Raw genomic sequence first — 17,443 nt, 5'->3', positions numbered from 1 at the left:
CACAGCCGCGCTAATAGAGGTAAAGCAATACGGTTTATTCATGGCGCGCTGCTGATATACTCGCAGGTCTGAACAGAAAAGGAGTAAAAGCGCCCATGAATGCCGAAAAAACGTCGGTAGCCCCTAACGTCGATCATGCTGAAATCGCCAAATTCGAAGCCGTCGCCTCGCGCTGGTGGGATCTGGAGGGCGAGTTCAAACCGCTCCACCGCATCAACCCGCTGCGGCTGGGCTATATCGCCGAACGCTCCGGCGGCCTGTTCGGTAAAAAAGTCCTCGATGTCGGCTGCGGCGGCGGCATTCTCGCCGAGAGCATGGCGCGCGAAGGTGCAACGGTCACCGGACTGGACATGGGTGCCGAACCGCTGCAGGTCGCGAAGCTGCACGCCCTGGAGAGCGGTATTCAGGTGGACTATGTTCAGGAAACGGTTGAGGAACATGCCGCGAAGCATCCGCAGCAGTATGACGTCGTGACCTGCATGGAGATGCTGGAGCACGTCCCCGATCCACAGTCGGTGGTGCACGCCTGCGCGCGGCTGGTGAAGCCCGGCGGCCAGGTCTTCTTCTCCACCATCAACCGCAATGGCAAGGCCTGGCTGATGGCGGTGGTGGGCGCGGAATACGTCATGAAGATGGTGCCCAAGGGCACTCATGATGTGAAGAAGTTTATCAAACCGGCCGAACTGCTGAGCTGGGTAGATCAGACTACTCTGAAAGAGCAGCATATCATCGGTCTGCATTACAATCCGCTGACCAACACCTTCAAGTTAGCGCCGGGGGTTGATGTTAACTATATGTTGCACACCACCGCCAAACAGGACTGAGGTCAGCACCTGCGCTTATGATGATTGCGCGGCATCAAGCCGCGTGATTATTTCTTCCGATGAAGAAATCAGCACTCGATCAAATTTTCATTTTTTTTTCTGTTTTATTGACTTCTTCTCCAGGCCTTATGCGACGTGGACTTGAGGATTATTACCCTTCCGCAACCTCAATTTAACGTCAAAATCAACCCTTGTACTCAAAAGATTCCTTACTAAAATAACTCACCATATAGCGTTCTTTTTATCGACAACCCCCTACATATAGTATTTATCCACAGAGTTAGTCACAACGGCCTTCTGTGGATAAACGGGGGATATTTTCTTTCACGGACAGGTAAAATCCACATGAATCAGAGTCTGCTGGTGACAAAGCGCGACGGGACCACCGAGCGCATCAATCTCGACAAAATCCATCGCGTACTGGATTGGGCGGCAGAAGGACTGAATAACGTTTCGATCTCCCAGGTAGAACTGCGCTCCCATATCCAGTTCTATGACGGCATCAAAACCGCGGACATCCACGAAACCATTATTAAAGCCGCCGCGGACCTGATCTCCCGCGACGCGCCGGATTACCAGTACCTCGCCGCGCGTCTGGCGATTTTCCATTTGCGTAAAAAAGCCTTCGGCCAGTTTGAGCCGCCGGCGCTCTACGATCACGTGGTGAAGATGGTCGAGAAGGGTAAATACGATCATCATCTGCTGGAAGACTACACGGAAGAAGAGTTCCAGCAGATGGACGGTTTCCTCGATCACTGGCGCGATATGAACTTCTCTTACGCGGCCGTTAAGCAGCTGGAAGGCAAGTACCTGGTACAAAACCGCGTTACCGGCGAAATTTACGAGAGCGCGCAGTTCCTCTACATTCTGGTCGCCGCTTGCCTGTTCTCTAACTATCCGCGTGAGACCCGTCTGGACTATATCAAGCGTTTCTATGACGCGGTGTCCACCTTTAAAATCTCGCTGCCGACGCCGATCATGTCCGGCGTGCGTACCCCAACCCGTCAGTTCAGCTCCTGCGTGCTGATCGAGTGCGGCGACAGCCTGGATTCGATCAACGCCACCTCCAGCGCGATTGTGAAATACGTTTCCCAGCGCGCCGGTATCGGTATCAACGCCGGCCGCATTCGCGCGCTGGGCAGCCCGATCCGCGGCGGCGAAGCCTTCCACACCGGCTGTATCCCGTTCTACAAACACTTCCAGACCGCGGTGAAATCCTGCTCGCAGGGCGGCGTTCGCGGCGGCGCGGCGACCCTCTTCTACCCAATGTGGCATCTGGAAGTGGAAAGCCTGCTGGTGCTGAAAAACAACCGCGGTACCGATGCCAACCGCGTTCGTCACATGGACTACGGGGTGCAGATCAACAAGCTGATGTACACCCGTCTGCTGAAGGGCGGCGACATTACCTTGTTCAGCCCTTCCGATGTCCCGGGCCTGTATGACGCCTTCTTCGCCGATCAGGACGAGTTCGAGCGCCTGTACACCCAGTACGAGCAGGACGACAGCATTCGCAAGCAACGTATTAAAGCCGTTGAGCTGTTCTCGCTGATGATGCAGGAGCGCGCCTCTACCGGTCGTATCTACATCCAGAACGTCGACCACTGTAACACCCACAGCCCGTTCGATCCGGTGGTCGCCCCGGTGCGTCAGTCTAACCTGTGCCTGGAAATTGCCCTGCCGACCAAACCGCTGGAAGACGTCAACGACGAAAACGGCGAAATCGCGCTGTGCACCCTGTCGGCCTTCAACCTCGGCGCTATCGACAGCCTCGACGAGCTGGAAGAGCTGGCGGTACTGGCGGTGCGTGCCCTGGATGCGCTGCTCGACTATCAGGATTACCCGATCCCGGCCGCCAAACGCGGCGCGATGGGCCGCCGTACGCTGGGCATCGGCGTGATCAACTTCGCTTACTATCTGGCGAAGCATGGCAAACGCTACTCCGACGGCAGCGCCAACAACCTGACCCACAAAACGTTCGAAGCGATTCAGTACTACCTGCTGAAGGCCTCCAACGAACTGGCTATCGAGCAAGGCGCCTGCCCGTGGTTCAATGAAACCACCTACGCGCAGGGCATCCTGCCGATCGATACCTATAAGAAAGACCTGGATGCGATCGTCAGCGAATCCCTGCATTTCGACTGGGAGCAACTGCGCGAATCCATTAAAACCCACGGTCTGCGTAACTCCACGCTCTCCGCGCTGATGCCGTCCGAGACCTCGTCGCAGATCTCCAACGCCACCAACGGCATTGAGCCGCCGCGCGGCCACGTCAGTATCAAAGCGTCCAAGGACGGTATCCTGCGCCAGGTGGTGCCGGATTACGAAAACCTGCAGAACGCCTATGAGCTGCTGTGGGAAATGCCGAACAACGACGGTTATCTGCAGCTGGTCGGTATCATGCAGAAGTTTATCGACCAGTCGATCTCTGCCAACACCAACTACGATCCGACGCGTTTCCCTTCCGGAAAAGTGCCGATGCAGCAGTTGCTCAAAGACCTGCTCAACGCCTATAAATTCGGCGTCAAAACGCTGTACTATCACAACACCCGTGATGGCGCAGAAGATGCTCAGGATGACCTGGCACCGTCTATCCAGGACGATGGCTGCGAAAGCGGCGCTTGTAAGATCTAAGTTATTTTTGCCGGGTGGCGCGATGCTTACCCGGCCTACGATTTTGTAGGCCCGGCCAACGCAGTGCCGCCGGGCAATACATTTCAACAGGACTCACTTCAATGGCATACACCACTTTTTCACAGACGAAAAACAATCAGCTGCTTGAGCCGATGTTTTTTGGCCAGCCGGTTAACGTGGCCCGCTACGATCAGCAAAAATATGACATCTTTGAAAAGCTGATTGAAAAGCAGCTCTCCTTCTTCTGGCGCCCGGAAGAAGTCGATGTTTCCCGCGATCGCATCGACTACCAGGCGCTGCCGGAACATGAAAAACATATTTTCATCAGCAACCTGAAGTACCAGACGCTGCTCGACTCCATCCAGGGCCGCAGCCCGAACGTCGCGCTGCTGCCGCTGATCTCCATCCCGGAGCTGGAAACCTGGGTGGAAACCTGGGCCTTTTCCGAGACCATCCACTCGCGCTCCTACACTCATATCATCCGCAACATCGTCAACGATCCGGCGACCGTGTTCGACGATATCGTGACCAATGAGCAGATCCAGAAGCGTGCGGAAGGTATCTCTCACTATTACGATTCGCTGATCGAAATGACCAGCTACTGGCACCTGCTGGGTGAAGGCACCCACACCGTCAACGGTAAAACCGTGACCGTGAATCTGCGCGAGCTGAAAAAGAAACTGTATCTGTGCCTGATGAGCGTTAACGCCCTGGAAGCAATCCGCTTCTACGTCAGCTTCGCCTGCTCCTTCGCTTTCGCCGAGCGCAAGCTGATGGAAGGCAACGCCAAAATTATCCGCCTGATCGCTCGCGATGAAGCGCTGCACCTGACCGGCACCCAGCATATGCTGAACCTGCTGCGTTCTGGCAGTGACGATCCGGAGATGGCGGAAATCGCCGAAGAGTGCAAACAGGAGTGCTATGACCTGTTCGTGCTGGCGGCGCAGCAGGAAAAAGAGTGGGCGGACTATCTGTTCCGCGACGGCTCGATGATCGGCCTGAACAAAGATATTCTCTGCCAGTACGTCGAGTACATCACCAATATCCGCATGCAGGCGGTGGGCCTCGATCTACCGTTCCAGACCCGCTCCAACCCGATCCCGTGGATCAACACCTGGCTGGTTTCCGACAACGTTCAGGTCGCGCCGCAGGAAGTGGAAGTCAGCTCTTATCTCGTCGGCCAGATCGATTCTGAAGTCGACGCTGACGATCTGAGCAACTTCCAGCTGTAATGAAGCGGATTTTCCTGAAAATCTCTGACACTCGCCTTGAGTGTCAGGATGAACACCCTTCCCTGTTGGCCGCGCTTGAATCGCATAACATCGACGTGGAGTATCAGTGCCGCGAAGGCTATTGCGGTTCCTGCCGCACGCGTCTGGTCTCCGGCCAGGTTGACTGGCTGACCGAGCCGCTGGCGTTTATCCAGCCGGGAGAGATTTTGCCCTGCTGCTGCCGGGCAAAAGGCGATATTGAGATCGAGATGTAAGTGTTGTCGATGTGTGCGGCCTGATGCCCTCACCCCGGCCCTCTCCCACAGGGAGAGGGGGAAAACATAAAAAAGGGCCTTACGGCCCTTTTGTTTTATTTCGCGTCCAGGAACTGCACCGCTTTATCCGGGAAATCGGTAAACAAGCCGTCGACGCCCGCCTGGTGATACAGCACGTCATAGAGCTGATTAACGTTAGTGGCGTACTCCGGCAACTGATCCGCACGCACGGTATAGGGATGCACCTGCAGATGGCTGGCGTGCGCCTCTTTTACCATCGCCGTCAGCTTCACCGCGCCCGGCTTCGAGCCTTCCGCTACCAGCATATGGTAATCCGGGCCAATACCGTCGGCGTACTGCGCGATCTGCGCCATCGCCCCCGGCTTGAACATCCAGTCATAGCTGTAGTTCACCCATTTACCATCGGCCTGTTTCTGCTGCGTTTCATTCCAGTCGGTATAGGCGATGAGCTGCACCAGATTGAGATCCATGCCCATCTTCGGTTCCAGCTCATTTTTGATGCGTTTGAGCTCATTAGCGTCAAAGCACTGCAGATAAACCTTATCCTGCTTGCTGGTGTAGCCATATTCCTTCAGCACTTTCAGCGTGCTGGCGGCAATATCTTTCCCTTCCTGATGGTGGAACCACGGCGCTTTGATTTCCGGGTAGATACCGATATTTTTACCCGTCGAATGGTTCAGCCCCTGGACAAACTCAATCTCTTCTTCAAAGGTATGAATGCGGAAATCAGATTTGCCCATCGGGAAACGGCCAGGATAGGTTTGCACGTTTTTACCATCTTTCGGCTCAAAACCTTCGGTAAACTTCAGCGACTTAATCTCGGCCAGGGTAAAGTCAATAGCGTAAAAACGACCATCTTTACGCGCCCGCTGCGGGAAGCGCTGAGCGACGTCAGTCACCCGATCGAGATAGTGGTCATGCAACACCACCAGCCGGTCGTCTTTGGTCATCACCAGGTCTTGCTCAAGGTAATCCGCTCCCTGGGCGTAGGCCATCGCCTTCGCCGGCAGGGTATGTTCCGGCAGATAGCCGCTGGCCCCGCGGTGCGCAATGACCATTTTCTCTGCTGCGACGACACTGGAGCACAGCGCCGAACCGGCGAGGATCATGCCGCTCATTAGCGCGGTTAATTTCATGTTCATCATCGCTCCTTAAGCTTGTTTCAGCTGTTGGTGATGGCGACGTTCACCGAGCATCACGATAACCAGCAGGATAACCGCCAGCACGCTGCCGCCGATCATTACCATAAAGCCGCCGTCCCAGCCAAAGAAGTCGACGGTATAGCCGACGATAGCGCTCGCCGCCACGGAACCGCCGAGATAACCGAACAGACCGGTGAAGCCCGCAGCGGTGCCGGCAGCTTTTTTCGGCGCCAGTTCCAGCGCATGCAGACCGATCAGCATCACCGGGCCGTAAATCAGGAAGCCAATGACGATCATACAGGCCATATCGACGCCCGGATTCCCCGGCGGGTTGAGCCAGTAAACAACGGTGGCGATGGTCACCAGGGTCATAAAGAACACGCCGGTGGCGCCGCGGTTGCCTTTAAACACTTTGTCCGACATCCAGCCGCACAGCAGCGTGCCCGGGATCCCAGCGTATTCATAGAGAAAGTAGGCCCAGGAGGATTTATCCAGCGCGAAGTGCTTCACCTCTTTCAGGTAGGTTGGCGACCAGTCCAGAATGCCGTAGCGCAGCAGATAAACGAAGACGTTAGCCACCGCGATGTACCACAGCAGCTTGTTCGGCAGAATGTATTGCATAAAGATCTGCTTCGCCGTCAGCTCTTCTTCGTGCTTTTCGCTATAGTCATCTGGATAGTCGTTTTTATACTCTTCAATCGGCGGCAGACCGCAGGACTGCGGGGTATCGCGCATCATCGCAAAGGCAAAAATCGCCAGCAGGATCGCGCCGAACGCCGGCATATACAGCGCCGCGTGCCAGTCGTTAAACCACGCCATCCCCAGCAGGAACAGCAGCGGCGGAATACCGCCGCCGACGTTATGCGCGCAGTTCCACACCGAGACAATTCCGCCGCGCTCTTTCTGCGACCACCAGTGCACCATGGTCCGCCCGCACGGCGGCCAACCCATCCCCTGGAACCAGCCGCACAGGAACAGCAGCACGAACATGATCATGATGCTGGAGGTGGCCCACGGGACAAAGCCCATTACCAGCATCACCAGCGCGGCGAGGATCAAGCCGGCCGGCAGGAAAATGCGCGGATTCGAACGGTCAGAGACCGAGCCCATGATGAATTTCGAAAATCCGTAGGCGATGGAGATGCCGGAAAGGGCGAAACCGAGGTCGCCACGGGAGAAGCCCTGCTCAATCAGATAAGGCATCGCCAGGGCAAAGTTCTTACGAACCAGATAGTAAGCGGCATAACCAAAAAAGATGCCAATGAAAATTTGCCAGCGTAATCGACGATACAGCGGGTCGATCTCCGCTGCTGGCAAACGCGCTTTATGCGCGGCAGGTTTAAAAATACTTAACATATCAGCCTCCGTGGCCCTTGCTGTTTTCTACTGACGTCACGACAAAATCCCAGATTAATCACCCACTTCAAATATGGTCGCGATGGTAGGCAATACGTAGAGTTGATACTGTGAAACATCGCACAATTTGTTACAGAAATATGACAAAACGTTCTATTGTGAGCACAAAATCACATAACACGCTCAAATAACGCGCGAATATGCTCGAAATCAAACAATAGCCTTATGAATTGTGGCTAAATGGCGTTAAACGAAAGCAGAGGAGCTGAAGATGACGGGACGCCTTGATAGCGAGGTCATTATCATCGGCGGCGGGGCAACCGGCGCCGGCATTGCCCGCGACTGCGCCCGACGCGGATTACGGACGCTATTAATTGAGCGCCATGATATCGCCACCGGGGCCACTGGCCGTAATCATGGGCTGCTGCACAGCGGCGCTCGCTATGCGGTGACCGACAACGAATCTGCCCGCGAATGCATCAGCGAGAACCGTATCCTGCGCCGCATCGCCCGCCACTGTATCGAACCGTCCGGCGGTCTGTTTATTACCCTGCCTGAAGATGACCTCGCGTATCAGCAGACTTTTATCAGCTCCTGCCAGCAGGCCGGCATTGAAGCTACCCCGCTCTCCCCGCAGGAAGCGCTGCGCCGGGAGCCCGCCGTCAACCCGACGCTGCTGGGCGCGGTGCAGGTCCCGGACGGCACCATCGACCCGTTTCGCCTCACGGCGGCCAATATGCTCGACGCCCGCGAACACGGCGCGCAGATCCTCACCGGCTGCGAAGTGACCGGCCTGCTGCGCCAGGGAGATCGCGTCTGCGGCGTCCAGGTATATGACCGTCAACTTCACCAGGCGCGTACCCTACACGCCGGGGTGGTGGTCAATGCCGCCGGGATCTGGGGACAGCGCATTGCGGAATATGCCGACCTGCGCATTACCATGTTCCCGGCGAAGGGATCGCTGTTGATCCTCGACCACCGGATTAACAACCTGGTGATCAACCGCTGCCGTAAGCCGGCCGACGCCGATATTCTGGTGCCCGGGGATACCATCTCGCTGATCGGTACCACCTCAATGCCTGTTCCTTATGACGACATTGACGACAACCGGGTAACGACGGCGGAAGTCGATACCCTGCTGCGCGAAGGCGAAAAGCTGGCGCCGGTCATGGGCCGCACCCGGATCCTCCGCGCCTACTCCGGCGTCCGCCCGCTGGTGGCCAGCGATAACGATCCCAGCGGGCGCAGCGTCAGCCGCGGCATCGTCCTGCTCGACCATGCCCAGCGTGACGGTATGGAAGGCTTCATTACCATCACCGGCGGCAAGCTGATGACCTATCGCCTGATGGCCGAGTGGGCCAGCGACGCCGTCTGTCGTAAGCTGGGAAACACCACCCCCTGTACCACGGCCGAGACCCCGCTGCCCGGTTCACAGGAGCCAACGGAAAGTACCCTGCAAAAAATTATCTCCCTCCCCACCCCGCTGCGCGGCTCGGCCGTCTACCGTCACGGCGATCGCACTCCGGCCTGGCTTGGCGACAGCCGCCAGCACCGTAGCCTGGTCTGCGAATGCGAAGCCGTTACCGCTGGCGAAGTGAAATACGCGGTGGAAAACCTGGCGGTCAACACCCTGCTCGACCTGCGCCGCCGCACCCGGATTGGCATGGGGACCTGCCAGGGGGAACTCTGCGCCTGCCGCGCTGCGGGACTGCTGCAGCGCTTTAACGTCACGACTCCCGCGCAGTCATTAACCCAGCTCTCGGCATTTCTCAATGAACGCTGGAAGGGCGTTCAGCCCATCGCCTGGGGCGACGCGCTGCGCGAAAGCGAATTCACCCGCTGGGTCTATCTCGGCCTGTGCGGACTGCCACAGGAGCACCAGGATGAAGTTTGATTGCGCAATTGTCGGCGGCGGGCTCGCCGGCCTGCTGTGCGGGCTGGCGCTGAATCAGTACGGCCTGCGCAGCGTCATCATCAGCCGCGGGCAGAGCGCGCTGCATTTTTCCTCCGCGTCGTTAGACCTGCTCTCGGTGCTGCCCAACGGCGATAACGTTACTGACGTCGCACAAGGTCTGCAGCAACTCGCTGAACAGCTTCCTGAACACCCTTATTCCCGGCTCGGCGCCGAGGCGGTACTCGAATACGCGACACAGACCGAAGCGCTGCTGGCCGCCTGTGGCGCGGTGATGCAGGGCAATGCGCGCCAGCCGCATCAACGAGTGACGCCGCTGGGAACGCTGCGTCCGGCATGGCTGTCACCACAAGAGGTTCCGCTGGCGCCACTGCCGCAGCAAGGCGTCTGCCTGGTGGGGATCAGCGGCTTTGCCGATTTTCAGCCGCATCTCGCCGCCGCCGCGCTCGGTCAACACGGAGTTACCGCCGTGGCGGCGGAAATCGAACTACCGCTGCTGGATGTGCTGCGTGACAACCCCACCGAGTTTCGCGCCGCTAACATCGCCCGCGTGCTGGATGATGAGAATCTATGGCCGGCCCTGCATGCGGCGCTGCTGCCGCTGGCGCAGCAGCATGACCTGCTGATCATGCCCGCCTGTTTTGGCCTCGCCGACGATCGCCTGTACCGCTGGCTGCAGACGCGTCTGCCCTGCCCGCTGCGTCTGCTGCCGACCCTGCCGCCTTCGGTTCCCGGAATGCGTTTGCATTCTCAGCTGCAACGCCAGTTCATTCGCAGCGGCGGCACCTGGCTTGTTGGCGACGAAGTGGTGAAAATCAGCCATCGACAGGGCGCCGTCGAGGCCGTCTGGACGCGAAATCACGGCGATATTGCGCTGCGTCCGCGTTTCACCGTGCTGGCCAGCGGCAGCTTTTTCAGCAACGGTCTTGTCGCCACTCGCGATAGCGTGCGCGAGCCGATCCTCGGCCTCGATCTGCAGCAGACCCTGCCACGGGAAAGCTGGTACCAGCGCGATTTCTTCGCCTCACAACCGTGGCAGCGCTTCGGCGTGAAAACCGATGCCCTGCTGCGCCCCCTGCTGGGCGGGCAGCCGTTCCATAATCTGTTTGCCATCGGCTCATTGCTCGGCGGGTTCGATGCCATTCAGCTCGGCTGTGGCGGCGGTGTTTGCGCCGTCACCGCGCTGCACGCCGCCAGACAGATCCACGCCCTTGCCGGAGGCCGGCCATGAACGATACCCGTTTTGAAAGCTGCATTAAGTGCACGGTCTGTACCACCACCTGCCCGGTAAGTCGGGTCAATCCACGCTATCCAGGCCCGAAACAGGCGGGGCCGGACGGCGAACGCCTGCGTCTGAAGGATGGTGCGCTGTACGACGAGGCGCTGAAGTACTGCATTAACTGCAAGCGCTGCGAGGTTGCCTGCCCGTCGGATGTGAAAATTGGCGATATCATTCAGCGCGCCCGGGCACAGTACGGCCAGCAAAAGCCGACCCTGCGCGACGCCATCCTCAGCCATACCGACCTGATGGGCACCCTTTCCACTCCCTTTGCCCCCCTGGTCAACGCCACGACCGGTTTAAAACCGGTGCGCCGCCTGCTCGACGCGGCGCTTAAAATCGACCACCGACGCACACTGCCGAAATATGGCTTCGGCACCTTCCGCCGCGCTTACCGCCAGCTCGCGGCCAGACAGGCGCAGTACCGCGAGCAGGTGGCCTTCTTTCATGGCTGCTACGTCAACTATAACCACCCGCAGCTGGGTAAGGATCTGATCCGCGTCGTCAACGCGCTGGGTACCGGCGTGCAGTTGTTATCGAAGGAAAAATGCTGCGGCGTGCCGCTGATCGCCAACGGCTTTTTTGACAAGGCGCGTAAACAGGCGCAGAGCAACGTCGCCGCGATGCGGGAAAACACGCTGCCGATCATTGCCACCTCCTCGACCTGCACCTTTACGCTACGTGATGAATACCCCCATCTCCTCGATGTCGACAACAGCGATCTCCGCGATCGGGTGGAGCTGGCCACCCGCTGGATCTGGAAACAGCTGGATGCCGGCAAGACGCTACCGCTGCGCCGGCTGCCGCTCAAGGTGGTCTATCACACCCCGTGTCATATGGAGAAAATGGGCTGGTCGCTGTATACCCTTGAGCTGCTGCGGCTGATCCCCGACCTGCAGCTGGAGGTGCTGGATTCACAGTGCTGCGGCATCGCGGGCACCTACGGGTTTAAAACTGAGAATTATGCGGTATCCCAGGCTATCGGCGCCCCACTGTTCAAACAGATTGAGGAGAGCGGGGCCGACATCGTCGTGACCGACTGCGAGACCTGCAAATGGCAGATTGAGATGTCCACCAGCAAACGCTGCGAGCATCCGCTGACGGTACTGGCGCAGGCGCTCGCCTGAGCCCAGCGCCAGCCTCCGCCATCAATAGCTAATAGCTCGCTTTCTCCTGCGGCTGGGCGCTGACAGCTTTAAACATCGCCAGCCGGCGGTCCAACGCCTGGGTATACAGCATGGTATCCACCCCGACGGCGACGAAGTTGGCCCCCCAGACAAGACATTTTTCCGCCATCGCCGGGTCGACCGCCAGAAATCCGGCCGCTTTCCCCGCCGCGCGAATGCGCCGGATGCTCTGCTCGATCACCCGCTGCACGTCAGGATGGCTGGCATCGTCCGGGTGACCCAGCGAGGCGGAGAGATCCGCCGGACCAATAAACACCCCGTCAATGCCGTCTACCTCGAGAATCGCGTCCAGATTCTCCAGCGCGGTTCGGCTCTCAACCTGAATCAGCAGACAGAGTTCGTCATTCGCCTCCGCCATATAATTCTCCACCCTTCCCCAGCGCGCCGCTCTCGCCACGCCGGCGCCAACACCGCGGCTACCGGTGGGCGGATAACGGGTCGCCGAGACCACTTCCCGCGCCTGCTCGGCGGTATCGACCATCGGCACCAGCAACGTTCTGGCGCCAATATCCAGCACCTGTTTTATCAGGCTGCGGTTGCCCTCGACCGGACGAATGACCGGCTGGCTGGCGTAGGGGGCGATAGCCTGGAGCTGATGATAAAGGTCCTGAATAGTGTTCGGCGCATGCTCGCCGTCGATCAGCAACCAGTCGTATCCCGAGGTCGCGGCGATCTCGGCCATGTAGGAGGAGGTCGAGCTCAGCCACAGGCCGATTTGCGTCTCGCCGCGCAAGAGTCCCCGTTTAAAGGGGTTAGATAACAGTGCGTTCATCGCGATTCCTTAAATTAATGCTGTACGCTGCCGCGCTGGGGGACCGCGCGGGTGAGGCTTAATGAGAAGATGATGATCACCCCGACGATGGCGACGCCGGCCAGGGTTAACAGTCCGGCGGCGCTGCTGGCGAACAGGGTTTCGGCCTGCACGCGCACGATCGGCGCCAGAAAGCCGCCGATAGCGCCAAAGAGGTTAACGAAGCCAATCCCGGCGGCCAGCGCCGTGCCGGACAGCAGTTGCGTCGGCATCGTCCAGAAGACCGGCTGCACGGCAATCACCCCAACCGCCGCCACGCACAGCGCGATGATAGCCAGCACCGGCGCCACCAGTCCGGAAACAGCAATCCCGACCGCCGCCGCCAACAGCGTCAGCGCGGCAATATTGCGCCGCTCGCCGGTGCGATCGGAGTAGCGAGGAATAAGCCAGGTGCCAAACAGCGCCGCCACCCACGGGATAGCCGTCACCACCGAGGCAACGAAGCCGACTTTGGTGCCCAGCAGCGCGGCGACCTGGGTGGGCAGGAAGAAAATCAGGCCATAGACCGCCACCTGAATGGTCAGATAAATCAGCGCCAGCTGCCAGACCCGCCCGTTACGTAATGCATCGGACAGGCGCGAGGCAATCTTTTTCTCCTCCTCACGCGCCAGCTCGCCGATCAGCGCCTGTTTCTCCTCCATGCTCAGGAAGCGGGCATGCTGCGGCGAATCGTCCAGCCAGAAGAAGGTGAACGCTCCCGCGGCGACGGCGAGCAGGCCTTCAATCACAAACATCCAGAACCAGCCGGGATGGCCCATAAACCCATGCATCTCCAGCAGCGCACCGGATAAAGGCGATCCCAGCGTCAGGGCCAGCGGCGCCCCCATATAAAACAGCCCCATAATGCTGGCGCGGTTTTGCTGGGGAAACCACTGCGAAGTGAGGTAGATCATCCCGGGAAAGAAGCCCGCCTCCGCCGCGCCAAGCAGGGTACGCACCAGAAGAAACTTCGCTTCAGTGTCCGCCCAGGCCATCGCCGCCGACAGCACGCCCCACAGCAGCGTGGTGCAGCCGATCCATTTTCTGGCGCCAAATTTGCGCATCAGCAAATTGGCCGGCACCCCGAGAAAGGCATAAACCACAAAGAAAATCCCTGCCCCCAGCGCGTAGGCTTCGTTACTGAGTCCGGTATCGAGCTGGTACGTCTCCTTGGCAAAACCAATATTGGAACGGTCAAGAAACGCCAGCACGTACAGCGCCAGCATAAAGGGGATTAAGCGGGCGCGGTTTTTCTTCACCACGCTCTCCAGCAGAGTGTTACTCATCATAATATCCTCAGGCGCGGGCCGCCCGGCGGCCCGACGCAATCAGTGTTGATAAGGACGCTTCAGGTTGCAGTCGCGATTGAGCTCGACGCCAAAGCCGGGTTTATCCAGGACCGATTTATGAATGCGCCCTCTCTCCGGCACCGGCTCGCCGAGCAGGATCGGATCGAACTGCGGACGCAGCGTGGCGCAGTCCGGGCTGGTCATCAGAAACTCGCTGAACGGCGTGTTGGTGAAGGTGATCACCGCATGATGGGAGTAAACCGACGAGCCGTGGGGCACCACCAGCTGCCCGCGCGCTTTGGCGATGGCCGCGATCTCCACCAGGGTGGTTAAGCCACCGCACCAGCCGACGTCGGGCTGCATAATATCGATGCCGGTTTCCGACAGAGTGCGGAAGGACTGCAGCGTGCCGTGGTGCTCGCCGCTGGTCACCATCATCCCGGCGGGCGCCTGGCGCTTCAGCTCGCGATAGCCTTCATACTGCTGCGGCGGCAGGCACTCCTCGATCCACTTGAGGTTGTAAGGGGCGCAGGCATGGGCAAGTTTGGTGGCATAGTTAACGTCCTGGCTCATCCAGCAGTCCAGCATTAACCAGAAATCCGGGCCGCATTTTTCGCGCATATCCGCCACCATGGCGACGTCTTTGCGGATCCCGGCGTCGCCATCGTGCGGCCCCCAGTGGGTAGGCATTTTACCGCCGATAAAGCCCATCTCCTGCGCCAGGTCCGGACGCGCGCCGGTGGCATAGAACTGGATTTCGTCGCGCACTGCCCCGCCCAGCAGTTTGTAGACCGGCAAGCCGACCACTTTCCCGAACAGATCCCACAGCGCCAGGTCGACACAGGAGATGGTGTTCATCACCAGGCCGCCGGATCCCGCGTAGTAAAGGGTGGCGTTAAGCATCTGGTCATGGATCAGCTTGATATCGCTGACGCATTTGCCTTCGATAAAGCGGTTGAGATGTTTTTCCACGATAAAGCAGCCCATCTCCCCGGCCGTCGACACCGCAAAGCCGGTCTGCCCGTTCTCGGCTTCCACTTCCACAATCAGCGTGCCCAGCACGTTGATGCCAAACGACTGGCGGGACTGCTCATACTGTTTATATTTGCTCATCGGGGTGGCGATATGATCGTCAATCCAGTGGTTAGCTCCCTGGTCGTGGTAATCGCCACCACCGGCGCCCAGCTCTGCCGTCGCGCCGCCGATGAACCAGGCACGGACGTGTTTAATTTTCGGTAGGGTCATGATGTTCTCCTTATGATGAGGCGAGTTGTTCGAAGGGGCTTTTCCACCCCAGCAGACGGGAAATATCTTTCGCGCAGGCAATCGCCTTACCGGCCAGATAATCGCGATTGTCTTCATTGATTTGCAGACGGGTGCCCACCACCGAGATGGCGGCGGTCAGGTCGTTATTGGCGTTAAACACCGGGGCAGCCACGCAGCGCACATCCGGATAGTCCTCGCCATTATCAAAGCTCCAGCCTCGGGCGCGAATGCGCCCCAGCTCCTCCCGCAGCTGTTGAGCATCGGTGATGGTCGTTGGCGTGGCCCGCTCCCACTGCAGGTCGTCGATAATCGACGCCTGAACGCTGGCGGGCTGCCAGGCCAGCAAACATTTGCCGATCCCGGAGCGGTAAAGCGACAGGCTCTTACCTTCGTGCGAACGCACGCTAATGGTGGCGGGGGACTCAATTTTCAGAATGTAGTAGGCATTACCCTGATCGATGATGCCCAGATGGCAAAGCAGGCCGCACTCGTCCATCAGCCGGGTGAGGCGCGGACGCGCCAGCTCGCGCAGGTCCATTTTGCTCAGCGCCTGCCCGGCCAGCTCCACCAGCTTGGTCCACAGGCAGTAGTTATCCTGATTATCCATACTGATGAAGCGCTGTTTTTTCAGCTCGCCCAGCAGCAGATAAACCGTGCTTTTCGGGATCCCCAGTTCGGCAATGATGGTGGCTGCGCTGCAGGGGCCAATGCGGCTGATTAAATTGAGGATCTCAATCGCGCGGGTTAGCGCCGGGACTTTCGTTGATTCCAACATACTGGACTCCAATCCTGAATACTGGAATCAGTGTTGCGATTGTGCGGGCGGTAAAGTGTGAGCGGCATCGCGGGGCAATCGTTTTCCCGTATGCTGGACGATGTAGTGCAGAATATTGCGACCTAACGCACAGATTTTTTTCAGGAGAGTACAACAGGCTGGACAACCGGCGCCCGGGAGAAGCCCGCGCGCCGGGGGAAACGACTTACAGCGAGAGGGAATCCACCACGTTAATCCAGCCATGTTCGCTGGCCAGCGGTTGACCATTCAGCCAGCGACGCAGCATGTTTAATGCCATCATGGCGCAGACTTCCTGGCGTACCGCCAGGCTGTGGCGGGTGACGCTGAACTTTACCCGCAGCGCGAAGGTACCGTCAGGGGTGGCCAGGGCCACATTGAGATGATCGTTCTCCTGGCCGCTCACCGCCAGGGCCAGACCGGCAAAATGGTTTATGCGCCGCTCGGCCGCCCAACGAGCCGCCTGCGCCAGCGTCTCCTCCTGCGCCGGGACCACTTCGCTGGCCAGCAGCGGCGCGCCGGCGCGGGACAGCTGCAGCGCCAGCAGGCCGCCGGTAAACTGCTCGCTGAGCGTCAGGCTCAGCTGTCGCTCCTGCAGGCAGCGCGCAATCTGCGCCGGTAACCCTTCCGTGCCTTCGTAAATCAGACTGTCGCCAGCCACCTTGCGGACTTCCGGCCACAGGGCCAGCATGGCGTCGCGCTGGTCAGCCGGTCCGGTTAGCTTGAGCTCGATAATCGGCATCGACGAGCGGTAGCCCATCACCACGCCCGGGGGCAGCGTCAACGGATTGAGGCTTTGCGCCAGCTCGCTCTCCGAGCGGCCAAAGGTGGTCAAACGCAGGCATACCGGTGGATCGGGTAGCGTAAAGCGCTGACGCAGACGCGGTAAAATCTCCTGCTCGACCATCACCTTAAATTCAGAAGGTACACCGGGGGTGAAAAACATCAGGCAGCGGTTGAGCTCAACGGCAAAACCACAGGCCGTGCCGACCGGGTTATTGATCATCTCGGCGCTGGCGGGGATTTCCGCCTGCTTGCGGTTACTTTCCGCCATCGGCCGCCCGCGTTCGGCAAAGAAGCGGGTTATCGTCTCCAGCCACTCCGGATGCAAAATAAGCCCTTCGCCTTTCGCGGTAGCCGCGGCCAGCGCGCTCAGGTCGTCGCTGGTCGGCCCGAGGCCACCGTTGACGATCAGCACATCGGCTTGTTCGCTGCGTTCGCGAAGAATCGCCACCAGCGCATCGAGATCGTCGCCGACGGTATTGCGGCGCGTTAACGGTAACCCCTGATTAAAAAAGAAATCCGCCAGCCATGCTGCATTGGTATCAACGATTTGACCATGCAACACTTCATCGCCAGTGGACAGCATTTCCACATTCAACATTGCTCACTCCTTGCCTGCCAGATGGCAAATACTATAACGCAAAGCGGGATGCTGACGAGGAGGAAAATCTGGCGCGGCAAGAG

At 59.0% G+C, this 17,443-nt stretch carries 14 protein-coding genes; 7 read left to right on the top strand and 7 right to left on the bottom strand.

The window, feature by feature from the left end; all coding sequences use genetic code 11:
* Positions 1-95: 95 nt before the first annotated feature.
* The 4 genes from ubiG to yfaE all read left to right on the top strand — a co-directional run bounded on the left by ubiG (position 96) and on the right by yfaE (position 4,941).
* Entirely contained in the window at positions 96-824 is a 729-nt protein-coding gene (ubiG, locus tag CWM61_RS08875) for a bifunctional 2-polyprenyl-6-hydroxyphenol methylase/3-demethylubiquinol 3-O-methyltransferase UbiG (RefSeq protein WP_008803973.1), read from the top strand.
* A gap of 345 nt (positions 825-1,169) precedes the next feature.
* Entirely contained in the window at positions 1,170-3,455 is a 2,286-nt protein-coding gene (nrdA, locus tag CWM61_RS08865) for a class 1a ribonucleoside-diphosphate reductase subunit alpha (protein ID WP_061153818.1), read from the top strand.
* 101 nt (positions 3,456-3,556) lie between these two features.
* Positions 3,557-4,687, top strand: a complete 1,131-nt coding sequence (nrdB, locus tag CWM61_RS08860; protein WP_015365618.1) for a class Ia ribonucleoside-diphosphate reductase subunit beta — start codon at positions 3,557-3,559, stop codon at positions 4,685-4,687.
* Positions 4,687-4,941, top strand: a complete 255-nt coding sequence (gene yfaE, locus CWM61_RS08855; protein ID WP_002913017.1) for a class I ribonucleotide reductase maintenance protein YfaE — start codon at positions 4,687-4,689, stop codon at positions 4,939-4,941. Before nrdB ends, yfaE begins: the two co-directional genes overlap by 1 nt.
* Positions 4,942-5,036: 95 nt before the next feature.
* On the opposite strand, the gene glpQ is transcribed toward yfaE, so the two are convergent.
* Together glpQ and glpT are read right to left on the bottom strand one after the other, a co-directional pair.
* Positions 5,037-6,104: a glycerophosphodiester phosphodiesterase gene (gene glpQ / locus CWM61_RS08850; protein ID WP_100631089.1), complete on the bottom strand. Its 1,068-nt coding sequence runs from the start codon at positions 6,102-6,104 to the stop codon at positions 5,037-5,039.
* 9 nt (positions 6,105-6,113) lie between these two features.
* Entirely contained in the window at positions 6,114-7,460 is a 1,347-nt protein-coding gene (gene glpT / locus CWM61_RS08845; RefSeq protein ID WP_100631088.1) for a glycerol-3-phosphate transporter, read from the bottom strand.
* A 271-nt stretch (positions 7,461-7,731) separates the two neighbouring features.
* Here glpT and glpA point away from each other — a divergent pair, with 271 nt between their 5' ends.
* The 3 genes from glpA to glpC are packed head-to-tail and all read left to right on the top strand — an operon-like array spanning position 7,732 to position 11,778.
* Positions 7,732-9,354, top strand: coding sequence for an anaerobic glycerol-3-phosphate dehydrogenase subunit A (glpA, locus tag CWM61_RS08840; RefSeq protein WP_100631087.1), 1,623 nt, complete (start codon positions 7,732-7,734; stop codon positions 9,352-9,354).
* On the top strand, positions 9,344-10,603 hold the full coding sequence (glpB, locus tag CWM61_RS08835) for a glycerol-3-phosphate dehydrogenase subunit GlpB (protein WP_100631086.1): 1,260 nt from the start codon (positions 9,344-9,346) through the stop codon (positions 10,601-10,603). Before glpA ends, glpB begins: the two co-directional genes overlap by 11 nt.
* Entirely contained in the window at positions 10,600-11,778 is a 1,179-nt protein-coding gene (glpC, locus tag CWM61_RS08830) for an anaerobic glycerol-3-phosphate dehydrogenase subunit GlpC (protein ID WP_100631085.1), read from the top strand. The genes glpB and glpC overlap by 4 nt, the downstream gene beginning before the upstream one ends.
* Before the next feature lie 28 nt (positions 11,779-11,806).
* On the opposite strand, the gene yfaU is transcribed toward glpC, so the two are convergent.
* From yfaU to CWM61_RS08805, 5 genes are all read right to left on the bottom strand, one after another.
* Positions 11,807-12,610 carry a 2-keto-3-deoxy-L-rhamnonate aldolase gene (yfaU, locus tag CWM61_RS08825; RefSeq protein ID WP_074387959.1) on the bottom strand — a complete coding sequence of 268 codons (804 nt, stop codon included), beginning with the start codon at positions 12,608-12,610 and terminating at the stop codon, positions 11,807-11,809.
* A gap of 14 nt (positions 12,611-12,624) precedes the next feature.
* On the bottom strand, positions 12,625-13,914 hold the full coding sequence (locus CWM61_RS08820) for an MFS transporter (RefSeq protein WP_074387958.1): 1,290 nt from the start codon (positions 13,912-13,914) through the stop codon (positions 12,625-12,627).
* A gap of 42 nt (positions 13,915-13,956) precedes the next feature.
* Entirely contained in the window at positions 13,957-15,162 is a 1,206-nt protein-coding gene (rhmD, locus tag CWM61_RS08815; RefSeq protein ID WP_074387957.1) for an L-rhamnonate dehydratase, read from the bottom strand.
* A 10-nt stretch (positions 15,163-15,172) separates the two neighbouring features.
* Positions 15,173-15,958: an IclR family transcriptional regulator gene (locus CWM61_RS08810; RefSeq protein ID WP_008803963.1), complete on the bottom strand. Its 786-nt coding sequence runs from the start codon at positions 15,956-15,958 to the stop codon at positions 15,173-15,175.
* A 205-nt stretch (positions 15,959-16,163) separates the two neighbouring features.
* On the bottom strand, positions 16,164-17,360 hold the full coding sequence (locus CWM61_RS08805; protein ID WP_100631084.1) for a nicotinamide mononucleotide deamidase-related protein YfaY: 1,197 nt from the start codon (positions 17,358-17,360) through the stop codon (positions 16,164-16,166).
* Positions 17,361-17,443: the final 83 nt, after the last annotated feature.

The sequence above is a fragment of the Klebsiella sp. K-Nf6 genome (assembly GCF_002806655.1).
GTDB classification, from domain to species: Bacteria; Pseudomonadota; Gammaproteobacteria; order Enterobacterales; family Enterobacteriaceae; genus Klebsiella; species Klebsiella variicola.
This window is presented reverse-complemented; position numbering and strand designations above follow the sequence as displayed.